At 37.1% G+C, this 25,717-nt stretch carries 26 protein-coding genes and 1 other annotated feature; of the genes, 17 read left to right on the forward strand and 9 right to left on the reverse strand.

Annotated features, from left to right (window positions below; genetic code table 11):
- Positions 1–252 precede the first annotated feature (252 nt).
- The gene (yjfP, locus tag BN1068_RS00650) at positions 253–1,017 is read left to right on the forward strand and encodes an esterase (protein ID WP_077600917.1); all 765 of its coding nucleotides are present in this window, start codon (positions 253–255) and stop codon (positions 1,015–1,017) included.
- Positions 1,018–1,194: 177 nt separating this feature from the next.
- Positions 1,195–1,506, forward strand: a complete 312-nt coding sequence (locus BN1068_RS00655) for a metal-sulfur cluster assembly factor (RefSeq protein WP_077600918.1) — start codon at positions 1,195–1,197, stop codon at positions 1,504–1,506.
- 82 nt (positions 1,507–1,588) lie between these two features.
- Here BN1068_RS00655 and BN1068_RS00660 read toward each other — a convergent pair whose 3' ends face one another.
- Together BN1068_RS00660 and BN1068_RS00665 are read right to left on the reverse strand one after the other, a co-directional pair.
- On the reverse strand, positions 1,589–2,410 hold the full coding sequence (locus BN1068_RS00660; protein ID WP_077600919.1) for an undecaprenyl-diphosphate phosphatase: 822 nt from the start codon (positions 2,408–2,410) through the stop codon (positions 1,589–1,591).
- A gap of 238 nt (positions 2,411–2,648) precedes the next feature.
- Positions 2,649–2,825, reverse strand: coding sequence for a DUF2929 family protein (locus BN1068_RS00665; protein WP_077600920.1), 177 nt, complete (start codon positions 2,823–2,825; stop codon positions 2,649–2,651).
- Positions 2,826–3,066: 241 nt separating this feature from the next.
- Between BN1068_RS00665 and BN1068_RS00670 the strand changes: the two genes are divergently transcribed.
- The 6 genes from BN1068_RS00670 (at position 3,067) to BN1068_RS00695 (ending at position 8,230) form a co-directional block, all read left to right on the forward strand.
- Positions 3,067–3,669 (forward strand): NAD(P)-dependent oxidoreductase, encoded by a 603-nt coding sequence (locus BN1068_RS00670; protein WP_077600921.1) that lies wholly within the window; start codon positions 3,067–3,069, stop codon positions 3,667–3,669.
- Between the two features lie 19 nt (positions 3,670–3,688).
- The gene (locus BN1068_RS00675; protein ID WP_077600922.1) at positions 3,689–4,645 is read left to right on the forward strand and encodes a BMP family ABC transporter substrate-binding protein; all 957 of its coding nucleotides are present in this window, start codon (positions 3,689–3,691) and stop codon (positions 4,643–4,645) included.
- 135 nt (positions 4,646–4,780) lie between these two features.
- Positions 4,781–5,719 carry a beta-ketoacyl-ACP synthase III gene (locus BN1068_RS00680; RefSeq protein WP_077600923.1) on the forward strand — a complete coding sequence of 313 codons (939 nt, stop codon included), beginning with the start codon at positions 4,781–4,783 and terminating at the stop codon, positions 5,717–5,719.
- A gap of 27 nt (positions 5,720–5,746) precedes the next feature.
- Positions 5,747–6,988, forward strand: a complete 1,242-nt coding sequence (gene fabF, locus BN1068_RS00685; RefSeq protein ID WP_139344690.1) for a beta-ketoacyl-ACP synthase II — start codon at positions 5,747–5,749, stop codon at positions 6,986–6,988.
- A gap of 119 nt (positions 6,989–7,107) precedes the next feature.
- Entirely contained in the window at positions 7,108–7,314 is a 207-nt protein-coding gene (locus BN1068_RS00690) for a YuzI family membrane protein (protein ID WP_077600925.1), read from the forward strand.
- Positions 7,315–7,468: 154 nt separating this feature from the next.
- A complete protein-coding gene (locus BN1068_RS00695) occupies positions 7,469–8,230 on the forward strand; it encodes a DUF3603 family protein (RefSeq protein ID WP_077600926.1) in 762 nt (253 codons plus the stop codon).
- Positions 8,231–8,333: 103 nt separating this feature from the next.
- Here the strand turns inward: BN1068_RS00695 and trpS are convergent, their stop codons facing one another.
- Entirely contained in the window at positions 8,334–9,323 is a 990-nt protein-coding gene (gene trpS / locus BN1068_RS00700) for a tryptophan--tRNA ligase (protein ID WP_077600927.1), read from the reverse strand.
- 163 nt (positions 9,324–9,486) lie between these two features.
- Positions 9,487–9,661: a binding site (T-box leader), on the reverse strand.
- 192 nt (positions 9,662–9,853) lie between these two features.
- Between trpS and BN1068_RS00705 the strand changes: the two genes are divergently transcribed.
- Together BN1068_RS00705 and BN1068_RS00710 are read left to right on the forward strand one after the other, a co-directional pair.
- A complete protein-coding gene (locus tag BN1068_RS00705) occupies positions 9,854–11,080 on the forward strand; it encodes a putative glycoside hydrolase (RefSeq protein WP_077600928.1) in 1,227 nt (408 codons plus the stop codon).
- A 166-nt stretch (positions 11,081–11,246) separates the two neighbouring features.
- The gene (locus BN1068_RS00710; RefSeq protein ID WP_077600929.1) at positions 11,247–11,843 is read left to right on the forward strand and encodes a GNAT family N-acetyltransferase; all 597 of its coding nucleotides are present in this window, start codon (positions 11,247–11,249) and stop codon (positions 11,841–11,843) included.
- A gap of 134 nt (positions 11,844–11,977) precedes the next feature.
- On the opposite strand, the gene BN1068_RS00715 is transcribed toward BN1068_RS00710, so the two are convergent.
- Both BN1068_RS00715 and BN1068_RS00720 read right to left on the reverse strand, forming a co-directional pair.
- Complete coding sequence (locus BN1068_RS00715; RefSeq protein WP_077600930.1) at positions 11,978–13,348, reverse strand: ammonium transporter; 1,371 nt, start codon at positions 13,346–13,348, stop codon at positions 11,978–11,980.
- A gap of 18 nt (positions 13,349–13,366) precedes the next feature.
- Complete coding sequence (locus tag BN1068_RS00720) at positions 13,367–13,708, reverse strand: P-II family nitrogen regulator (protein ID WP_077600931.1); 342 nt, start codon at positions 13,706–13,708, stop codon at positions 13,367–13,369.
- 423 nt (positions 13,709–14,131) lie between these two features.
- Here BN1068_RS00720 and spxA point away from each other — a divergent pair, with 423 nt between their 5' ends.
- From spxA to pepF, 4 genes are all read left to right on the forward strand, one after another.
- Complete coding sequence (gene spxA, locus BN1068_RS00725; protein ID WP_077600932.1) at positions 14,132–14,527, forward strand: transcriptional regulator SpxA; 396 nt, start codon at positions 14,132–14,134, stop codon at positions 14,525–14,527.
- A 526-nt stretch (positions 14,528–15,053) separates the two neighbouring features.
- A complete protein-coding gene (mecA, locus tag BN1068_RS00730) occupies positions 15,054–15,752 on the forward strand; it encodes an adaptor protein MecA (RefSeq protein WP_077600933.1) in 699 nt (232 codons plus the stop codon).
- Positions 15,753–15,951: 199 nt separating this feature from the next.
- Entirely contained in the window at positions 15,952–17,151 is a 1,200-nt protein-coding gene (locus BN1068_RS00735) for a competence protein CoiA (protein WP_077600934.1), read from the forward strand.
- A 97-nt stretch (positions 17,152–17,248) separates the two neighbouring features.
- Complete coding sequence (gene pepF, locus BN1068_RS00740) at positions 17,249–19,060, forward strand: oligoendopeptidase F (RefSeq protein WP_077600935.1); 1,812 nt, start codon at positions 17,249–17,251, stop codon at positions 19,058–19,060.
- A 687-nt stretch (positions 19,061–19,747) separates the two neighbouring features.
- Here the strand turns inward: pepF and BN1068_RS00750 are convergent.
- From BN1068_RS00750 to BN1068_RS00760, 3 genes are all read right to left on the reverse strand, one after another.
- Positions 19,748–20,611, reverse strand: coding sequence for a ClpXP adapter SpxH family protein (locus BN1068_RS00750; RefSeq protein ID WP_077600937.1), 864 nt, complete (start codon positions 20,609–20,611; stop codon positions 19,748–19,750).
- Positions 20,612–20,626: 15 nt separating this feature from the next.
- Positions 20,627–21,016, reverse strand: coding sequence for a globin domain-containing protein (locus BN1068_RS00755; RefSeq protein WP_077600938.1), 390 nt, complete (start codon positions 21,014–21,016; stop codon positions 20,627–20,629).
- A gap of 157 nt (positions 21,017–21,173) precedes the next feature.
- Entirely contained in the window at positions 21,174–21,755 is a 582-nt protein-coding gene (locus BN1068_RS00760) for a CYTH domain-containing protein (protein ID WP_077600939.1), read from the reverse strand.
- Positions 21,756–22,072: 317 nt separating this feature from the next.
- Between BN1068_RS00760 and BN1068_RS00765 the strand changes: the two genes are divergently transcribed.
- The 3 genes from BN1068_RS00765 to BN1068_RS00775 are packed head-to-tail and all read left to right on the forward strand — an operon-like array spanning position 22,073 to position 24,420.
- Entirely contained in the window at positions 22,073–22,681 is a 609-nt protein-coding gene (locus tag BN1068_RS00765; RefSeq protein ID WP_077600940.1) for a GTP diphosphokinase, read from the forward strand.
- Positions 22,682–22,701: 20 nt separating this feature from the next.
- Positions 22,702–23,505 (forward strand): NAD kinase, encoded by an 804-nt coding sequence (locus BN1068_RS00770; protein ID WP_077600941.1) that lies wholly within the window; start codon positions 22,702–22,704, stop codon positions 23,503–23,505.
- A complete protein-coding gene (locus BN1068_RS00775; protein WP_254846680.1) occupies positions 23,506–24,420 on the forward strand; it encodes an RluA family pseudouridine synthase in 915 nt (304 codons plus the stop codon).
- Here the strand turns inward: BN1068_RS00775 and prpE are convergent.
- Complete coding sequence (gene prpE, locus BN1068_RS00780) at positions 24,407–25,153, reverse strand: bis(5'-nucleosyl)-tetraphosphatase PrpE (RefSeq protein ID WP_077600942.1); 747 nt, start codon at positions 25,151–25,153, stop codon at positions 24,407–24,409. The two genes, BN1068_RS00775 and prpE, sit on opposite strands and share 14 nt — an antisense overlap.
- Positions 25,154–25,717: the final 564 nt, after the last annotated feature.

The following is a 25,717-nucleotide window of genomic DNA, read 5'->3' on the forward strand; positions in this document are numbered from 1 at the left end:
TCATTCGGGCCTACAGGATGTAGGTCACAAAGGCGTTGCGACACGACGTCGCGAACTTAGCCTTTGTTCCTTACGTCATTCAGTGGGGATGAAAAGAATCACCACTGAATGAAGTTTTACTTTATGTTACCATGATTTGAAAATATGTAAAGTAAAGAAAAATTAAATAAAAGCTGCATTATTTGCGAAAGATATTACAAAAACTTTACAATAGAAGTAGTATGTTGATAAGCGAAAGGAAGCGTGTCAAAGATGATAGGAATTTATCAGGAACCAATTGGGGGCATACCTTGTTTACATGTTATTGATCAAAAGTTTGCGGGAGAAGAGCGGCCGGTCGTCGTTTATTTTCATGGTTTTACAAGTGCTAAAGAACAGAATTTGCCAATAGCTTATATGCTTGCAGAGAAGGGTTTTCGAGTGCTTTTACCGGATGCACTTCATCATGGCGAAAGAAGCAGTGGATTATCTGATAATGAACGGCAGCTGGCTTTCTTTGAAATTGTATTAAAAAATATTAATGAACTGGATATCATTCGCCAATACTTAATCAAAAATAAGCTTTTAAAGGAAAATAGACTCGGAGTGGCCGGAACCAGCATGGGAGGTATCACAACAAGCGCGGCGCTCGTAAAATATCCATGGGTGAATACAGCAGCTGTGATGATGGGGACACCCAAATTACAAGAATACGCTAAACAATTGCTGTATTATGTTGAGAAGAATGGCCAGTCCCCATTTACAAAAGAAGAATTAGATGATTTATTTAAACAGCTGGCTGAAATTGATTTATCTTCTCACATGGAATCCCTTCGTGAACGGCCATTAATGTTCTGGCATGGAGAAAATGATAAAGTAGTTCCATTTGAGCACTCCAGCTCCTTTTATCAAACTGTGAAATCATATTATAAAAAGAAAGAACATCTTCAATTTATTGGGGAGAAGGGCAGAGAGCATAAAGTAAGCATTCCGGCAATGCACTGTGCAGCAGATTGGTTTGAACGGTATTTAATGTGAAATTATTTCATGAATTCAACTTTTGCCAAGAAGAACACTTGGCAAGGAGAGGTCCGCTGCGGCGGTTTTCAATGGGGCGGGTAATCGTAATCCCTGGAAAAGAAAACTGGATTAGCATACTTTTTGAACACATATTGAAATTATGGTTTAATAGCAATAGGGAAAGGAGGATGACATATGGATGAAGCAACGAAAGAGAATCTAATGGGAGCATTAGAGAATGTTATTGATCCAGAACTAGGTATTGATATTGTCAATCTCGGTTTAATATATGATGTGGATTTGCAAGATGAGGGTTTATGTGTAGTTACGATGACATTGACTGCGATGGGCTGCCCGTTATCTGCGCATATTGAAGCAGATATCAAGCATGCTCTATCAGACATTCCGGAAGTAAAAGAAACAAAAGTAAATATTGTTTGGAATCCGCCTTGGGGTAAAGAGAACATGTCCCGTTATGCGAAAATTGCCTTAGGAATCCCGGATTGATCGAAAAGCAGCTATTCTGTTACTGCGAAATATAACGAAGGCATCCGCCATTTTTTTAGCGGATGCCTTCGTTTATTAAGTGTTATAAGAAAATCAATACCAGGATCCCGACGACTACACAGTAGTATGCAAAATACTCCAATTTTCCATGGCGCATAATGTTCATAAACCATTTTAGAGCAAAATAACTGGCAATAAATGCTGTAATAAATGCTACCACGTAAGGTGCCCACAGATAGCTCATTGCCGGATCTTTGGCAATTTCAGGAATTTCAAGAATAGCTGTTCCGAGACTTACCGGGATATAAAGCAGGAAAGAAAATCGTAAAGCTGTTTCCTTCTTCATTCCTACGAGCATAGAAGCAACGATAGTCGCCCCAGATCTGCTTATTCCCGGGGTTACAGCAATAGATTGAACAAGTCCGACAATAATGGCGTCCTTTGTTGACAAATCTCCATCCTGTTTACGCCCTCTAAGATTACGGATGATCCAAAGAGCAAGAGCGGTAATTAATAATGTGATTCCGACTACGTTTGTGCCGCTTAACGCCTCACCCAGTGCATCACCAAATAATACGCCGATAACTCCCACTGGAATGGTTGCAATAACAAGATAAACAACAAACATAAAGTCGCTTTTGGCGGCTTTATCCCCTTTAAATAAGAATTTCCATGTGTTAACAATTAAACGAATAATATCTTTTCGGTAAATCAGCATAACCGCCAGAAGGGAAGCGAAGTTCACAAAAATCTCAAAAGAAAGTCCTCTGGCTTCAATATTGAACAGTTCTCTGACGATGATTAAGTGCCCGCTGGAGGAAACCGGAATTGGCTCGGTGACACCCTGGACAACGCCAAGAATAAAATACTGAATCAGTGTCCATAAATTACTTAAAGCATCCATTTTTAATACCTTCCTTTATTTTTTCTATGATTGTACAGCCATTTTTTGAACACGCTAATATATTAGAGCTGTCAGCTTAAGAGCTGGCATCCGCCTATTTCAATTCAGAAGCATGTCCTTTTATGTAAATATGCTGAAAAATACAAATGTAGAACTTTTATTTAACAACTAAGCTTCACAAATGTTTTTTAGAAATATAGAAACCCCCTGTCGCATATATTTAGACAAGGGGTTTTACTTACTCGGTATCCTCTTTTAGAACAAAACCGGCTAAAGCAAAAACGGCTAATACAAAGATGCCTGCTAAAATAAGTGCATCACGTATAACAAACGGTTCTGCCCCCATGCTTGTCAGTACATAAGAGACTGCTAAAGAAATTACAACAGCCCAAAAAATAGTCATAATGTAACGCATAAGTCCACCTCACTTTACTAACTTGTCTAAGACATATCATAAATATTATTCTAACATGAAAAGCCTTTCGTTGCTTTAAACATTCTAAAAAATTCATGAAAAATTAATAATAATATAATCTGGCTGTTTTTTTGAATTTTACAAATGTAGATGTGTGCATAAAAATTTACACTGTCTCTATTGGATTATGTTTAAAAAGAGCCCGATTAAAAGCCTATCTCTATAAAGGAGTGTTTTTTCCATGAGAATATTAGTTATTCCCCATAATCATTGGGTTGGATACCATGTTGTGACAAAATTATTGGATGAAGGCTGCCAGGTTGAAGGCATCCGGGATGCAAGAAATGATACCGGACTGGAGGATTTTTTTGGCAGGAACAGTCATTTTCGGGAAATTGATCAAGCAGTAAACCATTATGAACTCGCTATTGTCATTGATGATTCAGCGACGAAAAATATAAAGGAAAATGCTGAGAAAATATTTCACATTCAAACAGATACCAGCCTGAAAATTGTACCGGATAATATGAACACCTCAGTGATTTCAGTGCCATATCTTATTGGAGAAGGCATGGAAATAAATGAGACTGGATTAGTTATGGACGGCAGACTTATTCCTTATACAGATAAAGATTGGGAGAACAATGCTATTTATATTACCGATTTTTTAAATGTATTGATACAATGGATAAAAATGACTCATTTGCCTAAATTAATTGAAGTTACTTCCGTTAACAATAACTTAACAAACACAAAAGTTGAAAAAAAACAGGTTCTGCTGGAAAATAGAAATATAAAGGAAGCAATAAAAACAATAAAAACATTTAATAAGCGATTTCTGTAAGAGAATGGGTGTGCTATGGGTGAAATATATCTACTATTTAATAATGCTTCTATTCATAATTTGCACGCTGCCAGCTTGTTCCTATTTTGAAACAGGTGAAATACAAAATGTCGGTTTTATAACGGATGCAGAAATAGATAATAATCCTTGGACAGAACAAGGATACCAAGCGATGCAGGAGATAGGCGATAAATACGATGTCGATGTGTTTTATGAAGAGAATATAGAAACAATGCATCAGGTGCAGCAGGCTGTCGACGAGTTTGTAAATGATGGTGTTAACTTAATTTATGGACACAGCAATATTTACGGAGAGTATTTTATGACGTTGGCAGAGAGTTATCCTGATGTTCATTTTGTGTATGTAAATGGAGGAGAATCACGGGAAAATGTAACTTCCATTAATTTTAATGCACATGCAATGGGATTTTTTGCAGGGATGATTGCCGGCCATATGACGAGCAGTAATGACATAGGCATTATTGCTGCCTATGTCTGGCAACCGGAGATAGAGGGCTTCTTTGAAGGAGTTAAATACGTAAACAAAGAGGCTGATATAAAATTTGATTATATAAATGATTGGAATAATGTTGATCTTGCTCTGGAAAAATATAATGAAATGGAGCAGCAGGGGGTAGACATTTTTTACCCGATCGGAGACTCTTTTAGTGAAAGCATCATAAAAAAGGCAGAGAATGATGGTCTTTTTGCAATTGGTTATATGATGGATCAGAAGGAGGTTGCTCCTGACGCTGTTTTGACCAGTACCATTCAACATATTGGCGAATTGTATAAATCAGTAGCAGATGATTTTAATAAACAGGACCTGGAAGGGAAAATTTACACCTATGATTTTAAGGATGGTTATATCTCCCTTGGTGAGCTTCATTCCTCTATCCCTGGGCATGTAAAAATGCAAGTAGAAGAAGATATCGAAGAATATATTGAAACAGGTCTGTTGCCAAACGAATATTAACAAAGCGATTGGGTAGTACGGTTTCATTGGGAAAGCCGAAATTGTAACTTGCTATCCAATTCATTTTGGCTTAAAATTAGTACCAAGTCATAATGTTTGATAGTAATGTTATATATAGAAGGGGAGCGCGGTTAAATGAGTATCGGTATTTTAGGGACCGGCCACTATTTACCTACAAATGTAGTTACAAATAATGATTTAGAGAAAATTGTTGATACCAACGATGAATGGATTCGAACCAGAACAGGAATCCTTGAAAGAAGGTTAGCTACAGACGATATTGATACTTCCGATATGGCGTATCACGCATCCGTAGAAGCGTTAAAAGAAGCAGATGTAAAGGCAGAGGATATTGATTTAATCCTGGTAGCAACAGTAACACCAGATACAGCTTTTCCTTCGATTGCTTGTCTGATTCAAGATAGATTGGGAGCTGTAAACGCAGCCGCGATGGATATAGGTGCAGCCTGTGCCGGATTTATGTATGGTGTTATTACGGCGAATCAATTTATCGCTGCAGGTACATACAAAAATGTACTCGTTGTGGGGACTGAAAAGCTGTCTAAAATTACAGACTGGACAGATCGTTCCACATGTGTTTTATTTGGTGATGGCGCCGGAGCAGCAGTAATTGGTGAGGTATCTGAAGGGAAAGGCATACTTTCATTTGAACTTGGTGCAAATGGTGCCGGCGGCAAAGAACTTTACTTAAATAAAGAAGACCATATAATAATGAATGGAAGAGAAGTTTTTAAATTTGCAGTGAGACAGATGCCTGAATCTACAATAAATGTTGTTGAAAAAATAGGACTGTCCCGTGAAGATGTTGATTACCTTGTTCCACATCAGGCAAATATTCGAATCATGGAAGCAGCAAGAGAACGATTGGGGATTTCCGAGGATAAAATGGCGAAAACCATTGAACGTTTTGGAAATAATTCTTCTGCTTCGATTCCTATGGCTTTATCTGAAGCAGTAAAAGAGGGTAAAATAAAAGATAATGATTTAATAGTATTAGTAGGATTTGGGGGAGGCTTGACCTGGGGAGCGGTTGCGATGCGCTGGGGCAGGTAAGTCTCATCTAGTAAAAGGAGGATATAAATCGTGGGAAAAAGAGTCGTAATAACTGGGCTTGGGGCAGTAACTCCTGTCGGAAATGATGTTTCTACGATGTGGGAAAGCATCATTCACGGGAAGTCTGGTATTGATTTTGTAACAAAGGTGGATAAAGAATTATTCACAGCTAAAGCAGCTGCAGAAGTGAAGGATTTCGATCCGGCTGCGTATATGGAGAAGAAAGATGCACGTAAGATGGATCCATTTACGCAATATGCTGTAGCGGCTGCGAAAATGGCAGTGGAAGATGCAAATTTAGAAATTACTGATGAAAATGCAGATCGAATCGGTGTCTGGATTGGATCCGGCATTGGCGGTATGAAGACTTGGGAGGATCAGCATTCCAAGTTTTTGGATAAAGGTGCTAAACGTGTCAGTCCATTTTTCGTACCAATGATGATTCCTGATATGGCTGCAGGACAAGTATCTATTCAATTAGGCGCCAAAGGAATTAACGCTTGTACCGTAACTGCCTGCTCTTCCGGTGCGAACTCCATTGGAGATGCCTTCAAAGTAATTCAGCGTGGAGATGCTGATGCAATGATTACCGGTGGTACAGAAGCACCTATCAGTGACATGGCATTTGCAGGATTTACTTCTGCAAAAGCGCTAAGCACGACAGAAGATCCGAAGAAAGCAAGCCGCCCGTTTGATAAAGAAAGAAATGGGTTTGTAATGGGGGAAGGTTCAGGCATTCTTATTTTAGAATCACTTGAATCTGCCAAGGCGCGCGGTGCTAAGATTTATGCAGAAATTGTCGGTTATGGAGCAACCGGGGATGCGTTCCATATAACAGCACCGGCAGAAAATGGAGAAGGTGCTGCCCGTGCAATGCAGCATGCAATTGATGATGCAGAGCTGAATTCTGATGATATTGATTATCTGAATGCACATGGAACAAGCACGAATTTGAATGATAAATATGAAACAGAGGCAATTAAAACTGTCTTTGGTGAAAAAGCCTCCAGCTTAGCAATTTCTTCAACCAAATCAATGACAGGTCACTTACTGGGAGCGGCGGGAGCTATTGAAGCGATTATTTCCATTAAAGCAATTGTTGATGGAATTGTTCCTCCAACAATCAATTATGAACATCCAGATCCTGAATGTGATTTAGATTATGTACCAAATGAAGCCAGAAAACAGGAAGTTAATGCAGTAATTAGTAACTCATTAGGTTTCGGCGGACATAATGTAGCGCTTATCTTTAAAAAATATGAAGCATAATGATAAGAAGCTTATCTCTAAAAAGAGATAGGCTTTTTTTAGATTTTATAAAACCTCGTATTTTTCGGTGGACAAGCACATAGAATGACAGTAAATGGACAAGCAAGTGAGGCGAAACTATGGGGGCTTTCTTTTTATTTTTAGTCGGGTTTGGAATGACAGTTACAGGAAGCGTTACGATTATAGCTTATTTCAATTTTCTCCCCGCCGGATTAACCTGGGCAGACTATTTTATTTTTATAGCTGGAAGGCTGGAGTGTTACTTTTTCCCTTTGGGATTACTGCTTTTATTGATTTCACTCCGGCATTTTAACATAGAAAAATAAGGGATTTCGCATAAAAATATGGGAGATGGTCATAATGTATTTTAACCTTCATGTTCAAAAGGAAGTAATAAACGTCACAGTATGACCTAAAGTTTGAACATACTCCTCTTTTGAACTAAGAGATATTAAATGGAAGATAAGGTGGGGTTAGGAAATGTTATATTTACATGATGCTTGGGTAAATTGGTTTGAAGGGGAAGAGAACGGATATAATGTATGCCCCTTCCATGAATGGCGGAAGTCTGATTCAATTGAATTATTAGATCAAGTTCCGCTGCTGTACATATCGAGTGAGCTTTTCGAATACATTGAAAACGATATTCGTGAACTCCCGAAAGATTTACTCGATAGTATTTACAAAAGAGCGACAATAAGAAAAGGTCAAAAAAGAACGGTACTGGAATATGCTGCTGTAGTAACAGACGGTGCGGAAATACTTGCTTTTGATACGGCAGGATATTATATTCCTGTAAGAAAGAGCAGGTTAATTCCAAGACAGGAACAATTAGTTTACAGCATGATTGAAAAAGCAGAGCAAAAAACGTATGCATTTAATAATGAGAATTATCAAAAGGATTATCATATGCTGTCTATGCCGCCATCTTTTATTCATGGGCTGACAAGAAGAGAACGTCAGCTTAAGCAGCTGTTAATGATTGGTTTAGATCAATTAAAGACAACAAATAATAAACAAGAGTTGAGATACTGGCTTACGGAATGGGACCCTAAAAAATACCCTTCTATCAAATATATGAATGAACAGGAAGTTTGGGAGGCGCTGTATAACGGCTTGAAGGATGGCTGGAGCCCAGCTCATGAAGAGCTTTGCAGAAAACTAATCCGTGGACAGGCTTTTTTGGAAAAAATGTGGGAATCTGAAATGGAATCGGAAGAAAATACGTCGAAGCAAAATTAAAAAAATCCAAGGGAACAGCAACATTTCGTTTCCTTGGATTTTTTCATTAGTTTTAGTTCAGACACCTGCATATTTAAACAGGCCTGTTTAACGTTTTTGATTTTTATTTTCTGACTCTCCCCAGGCCAACAGCCTTCTTCGCTTTTTTTAATGTCTTTCCGGCAGTAAACGAAGCCTTCTCAGCCCCTTTATCAAGAATAAGATCAAGCTCTTCAGAATCAACTAAATCCTTGTACCTGTCTTGAATTGGCTTTAAAACACTGATAACAGCGTCTGCTACACCTTGTTTAAAATCTCCATAGCCTTTACCTGCATATTTTTGCTCGAGGCTCTCGATGGACTCTCCTGTACATACGGAATGAATCGTTAATAAATTGGAGACACCCGGCTTATTTTCCTTATCAAATTTTACGATACCTTCTGAATCTGTGACAGCACTTTTAATTTTCTTCTCGATTTGTTTTGGCTCATCCAGCATAGAAATAAAGCCTTTCTGATTCGTATCAGATTTGCTCATTTTTTTAGTGGGCTCCTGTAAAGACATAATACGGGCACCGACTTTAGGGATGCGTATTTCTGGAATAGTGAAGATATCGTTGAAGCGATGGTTAAAGCGCTGCGCTAAATTACGAGTCAGCTCTAAGTGCTGCTTTTGATCATCTCCTACAGGGACGACATTGGTGTTATATAGCAAGATATCTGCAGCCATCAGTGTAGGATAGGTTAATAAAGCAGAAGAGACTGCTTCCTGTCCTTTTGACTTGTCTTTATACTGTGTCATTCTTTCCAGCTCGCCGACATAGTTAATGGATTGTAAAATCCAAGCCAGCTGTGTATGCTCTGAAACCTCTGATTGGACAAAAAGTGTTACTTTATTTGAATCAATTCCCGAAGCTAAGTAAAGAGCAGCTAATGATTTAATGTTCTTTCTTAAAGCTAACCGGTCCTGTGGAACCGTTATTGCATGCTCATCGACAATACAGAAATAACAATCATATTCATCCTGTAATTCGACAAATTGTTGAAGGGCTCCTAAATAGTTGCCCAAAGTTAATGTACCGCTGGGTTGAATTCCTGAAAAAATAGTTTGCAATGTCTTCACCTCATTCATTTATTTAAAAGCAGAAAAGATATTTGTTATTCATGCTTCAGCTGACTGGAGCATTTTTCAAAGAAACAATGTCCTTTACTTGATATAAGCTGGGATTGGTTGAAGTATTTCCCAGGCAATAAAAAAAGCCCACTCATTCCCAAAAAATAGGGACGAATGAACCGCGTTGCCACCCTGATTATTCTATAAATAGAATCACTTCATTGTTAAAATAAAGCTCCAAAGCCCAATTCCATCTTACCTTGATACTTGTTTGCAGCACCACAAGCTCTCTAAAAATCAGCGGGAAAGATGTACTATAACTTCTTCAATGCTTCTCATATTAAATTAAGTATATTATAAATTTATTTTTGACAAATTGCAAGCAGTCTATGCAAGTATTTGGAAAATGACAAAATGTAAGGTCCTATTCTAAAATAAAACTTTTTTCCACTTTTTTCGAGTTTTCCTTTTAAAAAATACTATCATTCCTTTATACTAATATTAAAATACATATGTAGGAGATTGATTGGATGAGGAAATGGAAGAGCCTGTTAGTAAGCTTTGCTGTTGCTGGTGCGGCATTTACCGGGCTGGGACAAGCAAATGTAGTTCATGCAGAGGATGGGGTGGATGTTGAAGCAAAATCGCATAAAGAACGAACGACCGGTTTAACAGAAATTGATCTGTCTCAGCGGTTTAGCCGCTTCGTCATTACATCTGATTATAACTTTACATACCCGGATGCAGTACGGGGAATCTATGTAACTGGGAATTCTGCTGGCGGAGAGAAGATGGAAAGTTTAATAGATTTGGTGTCTTCAACGGATTTAAACTCAATGGTAATTGATGTGAAAGAGGATTACGGTCATATCACTTTTGCTCCTGAAGAAGGATTGGTGTATGAAGATATAGGAACAACATTTATTTCTGATCCTGATGCAATGATGGAACGATTGGAGGAGGAAGAGATTTATCCAATTGCGCGTATTGTTGTTTTTAAAGATAATATCTTAGCTGAAGCCCGCCCTGATCTATCCTATAAAGAAAACGGAGAAGTATGGAAGAATGGAAAAGGGGACGCTTTTGTCAATCCATTTGAAAAAGAAGTCTGGGAGTATAATGTAGAAATTGCTAAAATGGCAGCAGAAATGGGCTTTAAAGAAATTCAATTTGATTATGTCCGTTTCCCGGAAGGCTTTGAAACAAGAGATGAAGACTTAGAGTACTCCATGGGAGATTATGCAGATTTGGATATGGATAATACTCAAAAGCGTGTCCAGGCGGTCACAGATTTTGTTGATTACGCCCATGAGGAACTAAGCGATTATGATGTTGATGTATCTGTGGATATTTTCGGGTATGCTGCAACAATTGAAGAAACACCGGGAATTGGTCAAAACTTCTCGAAAATCTCAGAGAATGTGGATATTATTTCATCTATGATTTATCCAAGCCATTGGGGTTCTTACTTTGGAATTTCCAATCCGGATGAAGAACCATATGCTCTCGTCGATGAGTACTCTAAGGTGGAAAATGAAGTATTGGGTGCTTTAGATAATCCGCCGGTATCCCGTCCATGGCTTCAGGATTTCAGCGCCCCATGGCTATACAGCGGACCGACATTCCAGTACGGTAAAGAAGAAGTAGAAGCACAAATTAAGGCGTTGTATGAGAATGGTATCGATGAATATTTATTATGGAACGCAGGTAATAATTATACAGAGAATGTAGATTATTTAATTGGTAAAGATGAGTAATAAAAGCTGCAGGGCATGCTCTGCAGCTTTTTATTACTCTGGAGGTATCCTTTTTTGCTATTGTTATCAGGCAATCTCTTTTCTATCCTCTTCCCCCGGTATCATTTCACAATTAAAATGATATCGGTTATAATGAAACGACAATAATCGAAAAGGAGCAACCTGAATGAATTGGTATGAAAAACTGAACGATTATTTTCCGGTAGAAGAAATGAAATCGAAGAAGCATATGGAGTTATTGCTGGAAGAAAAGGGTGATGTCTATTTTAAAGATGAAAGCCCAAAGCATGTATTGATGTATGCGGAATTTGATACATTTATTTTTATCGATTATCTATGGGTGTCATCGAACACACGCGGACAAGGTATTGGCCATCAATTGATGAATAAACTCAAGGAAAAAAATAAGGCAATTATTTTAGAAGTGGAGCCAATTGATTATGAAGATACCGATACAGAAAAAAGATTAAAATTTTATTCCCGTGAGGATTTTCATCATGCAAGATCTATCGGATATAACCGCAAGTCATTGGCAACAAATGAAGAAACACCTATGGAGATTTTATATTGGTCACCACAGGATGATTCAGAAGAAGTAATTTATGGTCAAATGAAAAAAATGTATGAAGATATTCATACATATAAAGACAAAGAAATTTATGGGAAAAAATATCAGCCTTCTGAAGAGGTTCTGCATTATAATGAGGATGAAAAATCAGATAATCTTTTAGCTGGTATGCAAAAACGGAAGAAATCTAATTAAATGTAAATGTGAAGCGGAAATGGAGAATGCCACCTTTGAAGAGATGGTGTCTTCTATTTTAAGTGAAAAAATAGTAAGCCTGTTAAATAAGTAAAGAAAAGCTGCAGAATCTGTTCTGCAGCTTTTCTTCATACTTATGGTTTTGCCGAGCCTTCCACAGCTGCTCCGGAGTGGTTAAGCCGATCGGCCAGAGCCAGTGGTGCTTTTGTGTTTGTCGTTCCTTCGAGATAACTATCTTTAAAATTATAAGCACTGGAACCATGTTCAGCAAAATCCAGCCCGGATTTTTCTTCATCAGCAGAAACACGGATAGGTGAGATTTTGTTTAACAGATAAGTAAATCCGCCAACAGTTGCAGATACCCAAACAATTACTGCTAAAATTCCGATTGCCTGGATTCCTAACTGACTCAATCCATTTCCGTAAAATAACCCTGTATCAATTGAGAAAAATCCGATAGCTAATGTACCCCAAATTCCGCATGCCCCATGGACTGCAATAGCACCGACAGGATCATCAAGCCGTAATCTGGTGTCGATAAAGCGGATTGCTTCTACAAGTAAAATACCGGAGACAAGACCGACGATAATAGAACCGCCCAGTGAAATTTCTGCCGCTCCTGCAGTGATACCTACTAACCCGCCTAAAACACCATTCATCGATAGAGAGGCGTCCACTTTTTTAAAACGCACTTTCGTATAAAAAGCAGAGGATACCAATGCGGCAGATGTAGATAATAAAGTAGTACCAATAACATTCGGGACAAGAGAAGGATCAGCAGCCAGTGTACTGCCTCCGTTGAACCCAAACCATCCTAACCATAGAATAAATACACCAAGTGCTCCTAACGGCAAGTTGTGTCCCGGGATAACATTAACTTTTTTACCATTATATTTCCCAATTCTTGGTCCAAGAATGAATACAACCATGAATGCTGCAATTGCTCCAGTTAAATGGACTACTGTAGAGCCGGCAAAATCACTGAATCCAAGAGCGGTTAACCAGCCATCTCCTTGCCAGATCCAGTGTCCGGTTACTGGATAAATGAATAGAGTCATTACAATAACAATAAGCGTATAGCTGCCTAATTTTATCCGCTCAGCAACTGCTCCAGACATAATGGTTGCGCAAGTTGCAACAAACATAGCTTGGAAGACAAAGAACCCAATATCATCTACCCCTCTTAACAGGAAACCATCGGTTCCGATAAAAGACCCTGCAGAGGAGCCGAACATAATTCCGTATCCGGCTGTAAAAAACAGAATAGAAGCAATGCAAATTGTTAAAAAGTTTTTCATTAAAATATTCAATGTATTTTTAGAACGGGTAAATCCTGATTCAACCATTGCAAAGCCTGCATGCATAAAGAAAACTAAAAAAGCCCCAAGCATTACCCATACTAGGTTAATGGACAGTTCTAACGATTCTGCAGTTGGCGCAGCAGCATATGCTGGTGTGACAAATAAAAATAATAAGATGGCTGATATAAAGGTCTTTTTGAACATACGATTTCCTCCTGAAATTTAATGAATTGCCTTTGTTCCAGTTTCTCCAGTACGAATTCGAATTACCTGCTCAATTGGAGAGATAAAAATTTTTCCATCACCAATCTGATTTGTTTTACAAGCATCCATAATGTGACGGACAATATCATCTACTCTTTCCTCAGAAACAACTAATTCCACTTTTAGCTTGGAAAGTAAGGTGACCTCAAACTCCGTAGAGCGATATACCCCGACCTTTCCTTTTTGCTTACCAGTTCCAGCTACCTCTGTTACTGTCAAACCGTCGAACCCGATAGATGCTAATCTTTCCCGTAAATCTTGAAATTTCTCTGGTCGTATAATTGCTTCCACCTTTTTCAATGAATATCCCCCTTTAAAACAAATGTCATAAAACCTAACATGAAAAGTTATGTTAAATATCATAATGTTCATTTGATAAAAAAGCAAGTATATTTATAAAAGTTTTTTGATAAAACGTTTTCAATTAAAAAATGTTAAAAGAAGGATAAAGATTGACATAAAGGGAGAATAGGCAGATTAATTTAAGCGGATATTTATACAACAGGAATTTATTTATAAAAATATGTTTATTATCAATTGGATAAGGGAATCTTAAAATATGTGAGAAGCGGTAGGATAAATTAAATAAATCATTTTATCGCACCCCCTACCTTTTATTAGATATTTGGTGTATAATAAGTACATATAGATTAGACTTATTATTATTTAATAAAGTCAGGTAGGATTGTCGAAAATATAAAATAGATTGAGGAGTGAAGTTTTATGGTAACACTTTATACCTCACCAAGCTGTACTTCATGTAGAAAAGCAAAAGCATGGCTGGAAGAGCATAATATTCCTTTTACAGAACGTAATATCTTTTCTGAGCCTTTATCTCTCGATGAAATTAAAGAGATATTGCGTATGACTGAGGATGGAACAGATGAGATTATTTCAACAAGGTCGAAGGTTTTTCAAAAGTTGAATGTAAATATTGATCAGCTGCCTATGAAAGATTTATTTAATTTAATTCAAGAAAATCCCGGCTTATTACGCCGTCCTATTATTTTAGATGAAAAAAGGCTGCAGGTTGGTTACAACGAAGATGAAATTCGTCGTTTCTTACCAAGGACAGTAAGAACTTTCCAATTGCGTGAAGCGCAGCGAATGGTTAATTAATAATAAAAAAATAAATAAATAAAAGAAGGCGCAGATTTTTTCTGTGCCTTTACTTATGAGTATGAACTAAAAGAGAATGCTTTTTGGGGAGATCCTTTTTTAGACTCCTGCACCTGAAATGTAAATCCCCGAAGGCTGTAATAGGACAACCTTTCCGAAGCAGCAATTCTTTTTAGCAGAAAACAAAAATCTTTTTTCTAATGAAAAAGCCCTGATAAATGACAAAACACCTGAAATACGTTAGAATAACTAACTAAATAAAAAGTGTGAACACATTGATATTTAGCAGGAAATATTCGGGAACATCAACTGTTTTTTCAGAAAATTAATGATAACTAGGCATATTCATTTCTTGTGGATTGCATTTTTGCATACAATATGATAAAAGGAATTCATGATTAGGAATATACTGATTTGGGTACATCCATTATATAAATATTGATTGATTACATGCTGTCGGCTCAGGCATTGTGTAAGATGAACATGCAGGAGATGATTCTATCTTAATGACAAGGGGGAGCTTACTGTGGAGATAGAAAGAATTAATGAAAATACCATTAAATTTTATATTTCTTACGTTGATATAGAAGAACTCGGTTTTGAAAAAGAAGAAATTTGGTACAATCGTGAAAGAAGCGAGCAATTATTTTGGCAGATGATGGATGAAGTAAATTATCGTGAAGATTTTAATCCTGACGGGCCGCTTTGGATACAAGTTCAAGCCATGGAAAAAGGACTTGAAATTATTGTTACAAAAGCAAAAGTCTCAAAAAATGGCGAACATCTCGAACTGGAAACAGAGGATGGGAATATTGATTTACCAGTAGACGATCAGCTTGAAAATATTTTAGATGAGAAGTTTGGGGATAGCAAAAAAGAAGATGAAGATGAAGACGAGAAAACGGATGATTTGAGGGAAGAGAATTTATGGATTATTGTAGAATTTGAAGAATTTGAGAATATGATTCAGCTTAGTCACCAGCTGCAGAATGTAAGTGATTTTGGAGAAGAAACTTTATATTCCTACAATGACAAATACTATTTATATATCGAATTTTCTTATGATGTATTAGATGAACATCGTCAGGAAGATGTCATCAGCCAGGTACTTGAATTTGCTACAGATTCGTCTATTTCTGTTCATTTGCTTGAAGAGTATGGAAAGAGAATTATGGAAAGTGATGCGTTTGAACAGGTTCGTCAGTATTTTCCTAAAGACGTATAATATAAGGCCTACAAGAAATCATACGAAACGATTTGTTGTAGGTTTTTCTTATGTTTTTTTACTCAACATCGTTCAGCATACGTTTGAAAAGAAAAACATGCCGCTATCCAGTCTATGCTGTAGTATAAATAAATTTTTTCTGTTTTAGCAGGAAAAGAAGGAATGCTGTCGAAATACATAGTATTGGAGGTGATAAAAATTGCAGCGGGCTATAAATAAAAAAGGAGAATCTATCCTGCTCTTCCGATATTCACTGGAAAAGGTGGCAGATTGGAAACAGGAAAAAGATCTATTTTATTGTCCAGTATGTAAGGAAAGAGTAATTATCCGGTCGGGAGAAAGAGTCACAGCCCATTTTGCGCATTTACCAAACACAGAATGTCTGTTGACAGGAGGCGGAGAAGGGCCGTATCATGAAAAAGGAAAGCTGCAATTATTTAATTGGTTAAACCGCTTTAATATGCAGGTAGAATTAGAAGCCTATTTCCCGGAAATTTCCCAAAGAGCTGATATTTTTGTTAACGTTGGCGGGAAGAAAATAGCTGTAGAATTTCAGTGCTCCAGAATACCAAAAGAGGTAGTGTTAAGTCGGATACAAGGCTATAAGTCGTTAGGGATTAAGCCGGTTTGGATATTAGGAGCAAAATATTTGAAACAAAAAGGAGCGTATATGTTTCAGCTTAATCAGTTTTTGGATGTATTTATCCGCTCTTCACCACAAAAGGATTACCCACAATTATTCTTTTATGACCCCTTCATATCAGAAATCGCTGTACTTCATCATTTATATCCACTTCAAGCCTCAAGGCTCTTCGCAAAACTGCTGGTGTATCCCCTTCATAAACTTCATTTTAAGCACCTCTTTCAAAAAGAAAAAAAACCAGAGAACTTTGCAGCCGTTTGGGCAAAAATGATATCTCGCCGACGTACAAAAGTAGACGATTTCTATGGAGATATATTTAAACTGCGTAAATGGTTATATAGAAGAGGCTATCTCTTTCAGCATTTGCCCAGTATTTGTTTTTTACCTGTTCCTTATCAGGCTTCAACTGCTGTCCCATACTATAAATGGCAAACAGAACTATATGTTTGCTGTATAGCGGGTTTAAAAGCAGGCGACAGAATTGATATAGCCGTGCTGAAAAACGTACTTTACTCATTTTACAGCAAAGAAAACTCAGATTTTTCCGATGCGCTCGATAATTACCTGAGACAGCTGCAGCAATCAGGCTATATTGACATACAATCCTCCACGATTCTTCGAACAAACAGGGAGATCATGTATTATTCCTCTCAAGAACAAGCCTTTTTAGGAGATCAATCTTTTTTTAACCAATTTTTTACGGAAAAAAAAGCAAATTACGAGCATGATTACCACTTATTTCGTTATACTAAATAAGAAGAATAAAAACAGTATAACTTTTTAAATTAGCATCCTGAGATGAGTCAAATACTGAAAATACTGTTCATTTGTAAAAAAGGGAGGCAATAATCGTATGGCAAAAGCAACAAAGCAATTACCAAAGCGTGATGAAATACCTGAAGAATTAACCTGGCGTTTGGAGGATATTTTTGAAACAGACGAGAAGTGGAAAGAAGAATTCCAAAGCTTAAAAAATGATATTTCAAAATTGGCAGCGTATAAAGGAAAATTAAATACCTCCTCGGATACGCTATTAGAAGCATTCCAGTTGCAGGATGAGTTATCAGAGCGTCTGGGTAAGCTGTATGTTTATGGGCATTTGCGTACAGATCAGGATACAACAAATTCTTTTTATCAGGGCTTAAATGCTCAAGCAGAAAATCTGCTGACTGCTGCATCCAGCCAATTTAGTTTTCTTGTACCAGAAATCCTGGAAATACCGGAAGAACAGCTTAAGCAATTTGTAGAAGAAAATAAAGAGCTTCAAAATTATAAAAAGGTATTGGATGATATTAACCGCAGCCGTCCGCATGTGTTGAGCGAGAAGGAAGAGGTATTGCTTGCGGAAGCAGACGAACCGATTGGGGCAATATCACAAACGTTCAGTATGCTGAATAATGCAGATTTGACCTTCCCGTCCATCACAAATGAAGATGGAGAAGAAGTAGAACTGACACACGGCAGATACTCTACCTTTTTAGAATCATCCGACCGGAGCGTGCGTGAGCAGGCCTTCAATGCAATGTATGACACGTATGGTTCATTTAAAAATACATTTGCTTCTACATTGAGTGGAGAAGTAAAATCACATAATTTCAATGCGAAGGTTCGCAATTATGAAAGTGCACGCCAGGCAGCTTTAGATAATAATCATATTCCTGAAGAAGTATATGATAATTTAATCGAAGCAGTTCATGAAAAATTACCATTATTACACCGTTACGCAAAATTAAGAAAGAAAATTCTTGGTGTAGATGAGCTGCATATGTATGATTTATACACACCGTTAGTCAAAGATGTGAAAATGCCTGTTACTTATGATGAAGCGAAAAAATATGTACAGGAAGGTCTCAAGCCTTTAGGCGAGGAATATGCAGGTATTTTAGAAGAGGCTTTTGGTGAACGATGGATTGACGTAGAGGAAAATAAAGGGAAGCGCAGCGGCGCATATTCATCCGGAACGTATGGAACGAATCCATATATTCTTTTGAACTGGCAGGATGATGTGAATAATACATTTACGCTGGCTCATGAGCTTGGACATTCTGTACACAGCTACTATTCCAGAAAGAATCAGCCGTTCCGCTATGGAAATTATTCTATCTTTGTAGCAGAGGTGGCTTCTACCACTAATGAAGCCTTATTAAACGATTATTTACTCGAGCATCTTGATGATGAAAAAGAAAAGCTGTATATTCTAAATCACTTTTTAGAAGGCTTCCGCGGGACTGTATTCCGTCAGACTATGTTTGCTGAGTTTGAACATGATATTCATGTATTGGCTCAAAACGGGGAAGCATTAACTGCTGACAGGCTGACAGAAATTTATTACGATTTAAATAAAAAGTATTATGGAGAAGATGTTGTAAGTGATGAGAAAATTGGTTTGGAATGGGCACGTATCCCGCATTTTTACATGAATTATTATGTATATCAATATGCAACAGGATACTCTGCAGCTACTGCATTATCTAAACAGATTCTGGATGGAGAAGAAGGGGCTGTAGATCGTTATTTAGGTTTCCTGAAATCAGGAAGCAGCGAAGACCCTATTGATGTATTGAAAAAAGCTGGTGTAGATATGACACATAAACAAGCTATTTTAGATGCTCTGGATGTCTTTGAAGAAAAATTGACGGAAATGGAAGAGCTGCTGAATAAATAAAAGATTGTCGGTTGTTGAAATACAACTTTTTAATTACGAATAACTGCGTACGAACACCAAACGGCCAGATGAGCAATGAAGCTTGCCTGGCCGTTTGACATATAGTTGATCTCATTTTTAATCTTATCGCCGATATCCTTTTGTGTTCTGATACGCAATGGAAGAAAGCATACAATAAATTGACGCGAGTAACAAAGGGAGCGTTATATAAATTGGGACCATATTCATAAATCCTAATAAATTGAAGAAAAAGGCAAGGATAACTAATAATACAAATAAGAGAGGAAAGTAATTGCGACGCATAAGGAACCCTCCTTTATTAAAAAATGACTTTGGTTTCTATGTATTGAATTATATGTCCGAGTTATTTCTCTTAGAAGTGAATATTTTGTGAAAAGATGAACAAAGTTATTGAAATTTGAAAAGGAACTTGCTAAAATATAATTGTAAGTTGATTACAAACAAATACCCCTTTTGTTTGATCATGAAACTTTCTCCCATCCCCCCTTTGTAATTATACAAAGACGGAAAAAAAGATACACGCTGCCCCGTGTATCTTTTTTTGTGCTAATAAATAAAAACCTGATCCAGGCTTCTTCTCATCCGGATCAGGTTTTTATTTATAGTATTAGAAGAAAAATAAATGCATTCAACAGGCCTGTTAAATCTGCTTGTATCAATCACTATTTACATCGTCCCGAGATATCTCCAATAAGATTCATTCTTTTCTGGTATTCTTTCAATAATTTGCTGGAACTGCAATTTTTTCAATTCTTTTTCTGTTTGGTCAATAGACCAGTCATAGATAACGGAGACTTCCCTTGTCCCTACTGTCTGCTGCAGCTTCAGATAGTTAATTAAAGAAGGTTTCACGGATGGAATCGGTGTGCGCTGTAAAATTTCTATTAACACAAATTCATATATATCATATGGATAAAGACCGGAAAGTTTTACGCCGTCATCTTCCACTTCCTGGTTAAATAAAACAATGGTAGGCGTATAATCTACTTCCATCTCACGTGCAAGCTTCAAATCACATTGCAATGCACGTTTGGAAGTTTCAGAGAACAGGTCTTTCTGAAATTCTTCTAAATCTAAGGCTGCATCTACTGCACATTTTAATAGAATTTCTTCATTACAGATATTCTGTTTATTAAAAAACAAAGTCTCCTGTATTTTTCGGATAAATTGTTTTCCGGCTTTTTTTCCCTGTAATTCTGCAGCTTTAATAGCAAGAGCAGGAACCCAAGGATAATCAATGCCTTCGTGGCTGGTTGAAAAAGAAGCTAAGCCGGACGGTTTTTTTTGTTTGATTTTATTTAATCCATTTGGATTTAATGCAGTTAGTTGTCCACTGATCACATGCTTTATCGTAAAAAAACGGCCATATTCAACAGACAATTTTTTTAGATAAGGCTCCAGTGCCCAGCATTCAGAACATAATGGATCAATAAAAACATACATTTCAATCGGTTTTTGCACATATTTCATGTAGTTAAAAGCAGGGTCTATTTGATTAGAAGATGATAGTTCTTGTTGATTCCCATTCATTTTGAATGCTCCTTTCTAAGATTCAGGGGTGTTCATCATATGATTGGCGGTCAATGTCAAACGCTCAATCATTTCCGTATAATATGGTTCTTCTACTTTATTTTCTATTAGTGACTGATTCATACAAGCCAACCAGGCGTCTCTGGCACTTGGTGTTATTGGAAAAGGGAGGTGCCGTCTTCTTAGCATAGGGTGTCCGCGTTCTTCTTCATACAGTCTGGGCCCGCCAAAAAATTGTATAAGAAATAATTTTTGTTTGTGCATTGTTTCTGTCAGGTCTTCTGGAAATAGTGGTATCAGAACAGGATTTTGTTTAACATATCCATAGAATGTTTCCACAATCTCCTCCATCTTCTTATAACCGCCAATTCCATTATATACAGTTTCTCTTTTAAATTGTTTCATAATTAGTGCTCCTTGTAATAATATTGTAGCAAGATGGATTCACTTCATCAAATAATCTGTATCGTAACAGAATGATACTGTCTTATTAGTTATTATAATAGATACATAATAATTGTTGTTTACTGAGAATAAATACCGGGTTATAAATAATCTTCGTCTACAAAGAAGTTCTCTGTTTTTGATGGAAAAAACGTGCTATTTTAGCAGGAGTTTCCCGGACAGGGATTTGATAGTTTGCTAATAAGCTGTTAAAAACTTCTTCTCCATAGTGTTTTGAAGCTGCTTCTAATTCCAGCTCAGCATCCTCGGTATCTAAATAAATACTTTTATCTAAAAAAATTAATGTATCCTGATAAGGTATTTCTTTTCGGAAGGTAGTCATTCTTCCTGCATAATTTAGGGATGACAAATCGACAGATAGTTGTCTCAACTGTTCTGCTACATTAGGAGCTTCTGTCGGTCTGCCGGAAGTCCAGGACAGAAATTCTTTTTTTGTCAGTGTATCATGTGTCTCTAACAATCCATCTGGATGTGGTTCTTTTAATGTTAAAGTATATGTTTCGTTCTTTTTACGTATTCGTAATGCAGACTGGTTTGCTTTTAAATCAAAGGAATCTGTTTCAAAGTAATAATTTGTCTGCTCTATCATTTCTGTCTGTGAAAATAAATCCTCAGCTAATAGATTATATTCCTGAATAGTTAACAGGTTCTTAAATTCAATTTCTACTTCTTGGCTCATTCATAAATCTCCAGTTCTAAAATTAGATTATCTCTATTATGGCTTGTATCGTGAAGCATTGCAAAAAATAACTATGCGGGCAGGGTTAACAAGCAGATTAAATGACATAACAGGAAAAAGAAACCTTCTATGCGATAGTCAATGTTGTATAACGGACAGAGAAAGCGGATCTAAATCCATAGAAATGTCAGCTTGTATTTTTTGGGAAACAGTTTGTAATACAGACAGCATTTTTTTAATTTCCTCTTTCCTTTGTACTAATGCAACTCTGTGATAAAATAAAGAGGATCATATTAGTTTACATATAGGGTGGTTCGATGGACTGGGGAAAAACTTTAGCGCCTTATAAACAGGCAGTAGAAGAATTAAAAGTAAAATTAAAAGGGATTCGTTCGGAATACGAAAGAGAATCCAGTAATTCACCAATTGAATTTGTCACAGGAAGGGTAAAGCCGATACCCAGCATTATTGAAAAGGCGAGGGAAAGACAGATTCCTCTTGAAAATTTAGATAAATTACAGGACATAGCAGGGATAAGAGTTGTTTGTCAATTTGTTGATGATATTTATCCCATCGTGGAGATGCTGCGAAAACGCAGTGATTTTCAAATTATTGAAGAAAAAGATTATGTTTTTCATAAGAAGGACAGCGGTTATAGATCTTATCATATGATTATCGAATATCCAGTTGAAACAGTCAGAGGTCAAATTATAGTTTTAGCGGAAATTCAAATACGTACACTTGCGATGAATTTTTGGGCAACCAATGAGCATTCTTTAAATTATAAGTATGAAGGGAAGTTACCTTCAGAGGTTAAATTACGTTTGCAAAAAGCTGCCGAGGCTGCATTTAAATTAGATGAAGAAATGTCTAAAATCAGAAGCGAAATCCATGAAGCTCAACGTGTTTTTCATCGTAAATCATAGATAAAGGATGGGAAAATATAATGAAGTTTAAAATTGTTTCTAGAGGAGACAAGCGTTCAAATAAAATAAAAAACATGATGCGGCAATATTTGGAGTCTTATGGATTGGAATATGATAAAGAAGAGCCTGATTTGGCCATTTCAGTTGGCGGTGACGGAACCTTTTTAGAGGCTTTCCATCGTTACACTCATCGTTTAAAGGAAACAGCTTTTATTGGGGTCCATACCGGACATTTAGGGTTTTATACGGATTGGACGCAGGAAGAAGTGGAGAAGCTCTTGGTTGAGATTGCAAGGACACCATTTCAAACTGTAGAATATCCATTAATGGAAGTAATCATCCGGGATGACTTAGGTAAAAAGGAAGACAGGCATCTTGCTTTAAACGAAGCAATGATTAAAACAGCAGATGGATCATCTGTTGTATTAGATGTGGAATTGAAGGGCGAGCATTTCGAAACATTCCGCGGGGACGGGATTTGTATATCCACACCTTCTGGAAGTACCGCTTATAATAAGGCACTCGGAGGGGCGATTATTCATCCATCCTTAGAAGCAATTCAAATAACGGAGAATGCTTCGATCAATAACCGTGTTTTCCGTACTATCGGTTCACCATTAGTCCTGCCTAAACATCATACCTGTTTTTTAAAGCCGATGGTTGATAATTCCTTCTTAATTCAAATCGACCATTTCACGAAAAATTATCATGAAGTCAAATCGATTCAATGCCGTGTGGCAAAGGATAAAATACGCTTTGCCCGATTCAGACAATTTCCTTTTTGGCATCGCGTGAGAGATTCATTTGTTACTGAGGTGGACTAGGTGACTGCAAGCATACAAAAAATCTGGGTGATTGATCAAACGGACGCCAAGCTTACCATTAAGGATTTTTTACAGAAAAAACAAGGTTTTTCAAGAAGACTGCTGACTGCCATGAAACAAGATGGCGGCAAATTTTTAATTAATGCAGAGGACAGTTATATAACAGAAACACTGCAGGTAAATGATCAATTAACCGTTATTTTTCCGGAAGAAGCTTCCGGCAGTATTGAGGCAACGGAAATGGACCTGGCAATTATGTATGAGGATGAAGATCATTTAGTATTAAATAAGCCGGCCGGCCAGGCATGTCTCCCTTCTATGAATGACCGTCAATATTCGTTAGCCAATGGAATTCAGGCTTATTATCAATCAACTGGTCATCCGGCAACGGTACATATCGTAACCAGATTAGACAAAGACACATCTGGTCTTGTTTTAATTGCAAAAAATCGCTATGTTCACGCTTTGTTGTCAGAGGCACAAAAAAAGAATCAAATTCACCGTATATATGAAACAATCATTACAGGGGAAATGAATCCAGCTGCAGGGATTATAAATGCACCAATTGCCCGCAAGAAAACCTCGATAATAGAACGGGAAGTAAATTGGAGGGACGGGAAAGAAGCAGTTACGGACTATCAGACATTGTCAATCCTTTCCGGAGCTTCTCTATTGCGTGTTCAGCTGAAAACCGGCCGGACGCATCAAATTCGTGTTCATTTCAGTTATTTTGGCCATCCGCTGCTCGGTGATGATCTCTATGGAGGAAAAACAGAGGTTATTTCCCGTCAGGCGTTGCATTGTGCAGAAATAGAGTGGCTGCATCCTTTCTTGAATAAAAGAATTAAACTTAACTGTGAGCTTCCATTGGATATGACTGCGTGTAAAGAACATTTATCCGTTAATCAGCAGTGAAATCTGTGAAACGATCAGGCTGAAAGGCTTGTTTAGATGAAACAGAAACAATCCTCTGTTTTGGAAATTGGAAAGCAGTCAGTTTATTTCCGAAGACACAGCCTGTATCTATATTAATTGTCCGGTTAATTTGACGCGGTTCTAAAACTGGTGTATGCCCATAAACAATCCAGGGGTTTCCTTTGTAGTGCTTTGCCCAATCCCGGCGAATGGGGCGGCCCCGATGATCTGTTTTACCAGTAATATCTCCATAGAGAACAAAAGTCTTTGTATTGGAATTCATCTGTCCGATTAAATTTTCTTTAATCCCTGCGTGGGCCACCACTAACTGCAGGTTTTCAAAATATAAATATAAAGGAGCATTCTCGTAAAGTGTCATAAACTTTTCCTGAATGTTCTTTTTTTGATCTTCTTTTAATCTTTTCCATTCAGCAATGGTTGTTTCTAAGCCATGTTTTTCCTGTACCCGGTTTCCTAAAAAATAACGGTAGAGCTTATTGCAGTGATTTCCCGGTACATAATAGGCAATTTCCTGCTCTATAACTAATTGATAAACAAGCTGGATAACAGCTATGGAATTTGGACCGCGATCTGTTAAATCCCCCACAAATACAAGCTTGTTACCTTCCGGGTGAGAATAGAGGCTGTTCATTTGGCGATATTCAAGTGTTTCCAGCAATTCCAAAAGCTCGTCAAAGCATCCATGCACATCTCCAATAATATCTAATTGCATCCTATATCCTCCTTGTTATCGATGAATGTAGCTTTACTTCTATAGTATAACTTTTTTTAGCTAATGCATGTAAAATTGAATACAATTATATTCCGTCGCTGTAATCAACATAATATTCAATATAAAACGTATTCTTGCCTTTTAGTGTTTCTTTCACATTGGTGTGAAACATATTTAATACAGCAGCCTGATCATTAAAATACATGAGCAAAATAAAATGTTTCCTTAATGAAAAATAATAGCAGCTACAAAATATACTTGACAAACAAAAACGAAGTACATAAAGTGAGTGTTGGGTAATAAAGTTTACCTTGGCCAACAAAAAAAGAGAGGGTGAAAGATGTTAAAAGGAGACGTTACCCTTTGCTACGCTAACAGAAGCAGCGTTTTTAAGCAGCTTACAGATCTAATAATAATGAATAATTTTAAGTGATTGATCAGCAAAATAACAACTGATAAATTCACCATGGAAACTCTTTTTATTATAGATAAGGCTTGCTATTTGTTTCTCTTCTTGTAAAATAGGGTAGGATGTGTAAGTATATAAAAAATTAGCGGAAAGAA

It is taken from the genome of Oceanobacillus sojae (assembly GCF_900162665.1).
GTDB lineage: Bacteria > Bacillota > Bacilli > Bacillales > Amphibacillaceae > Oceanobacillus > Oceanobacillus sojae_A.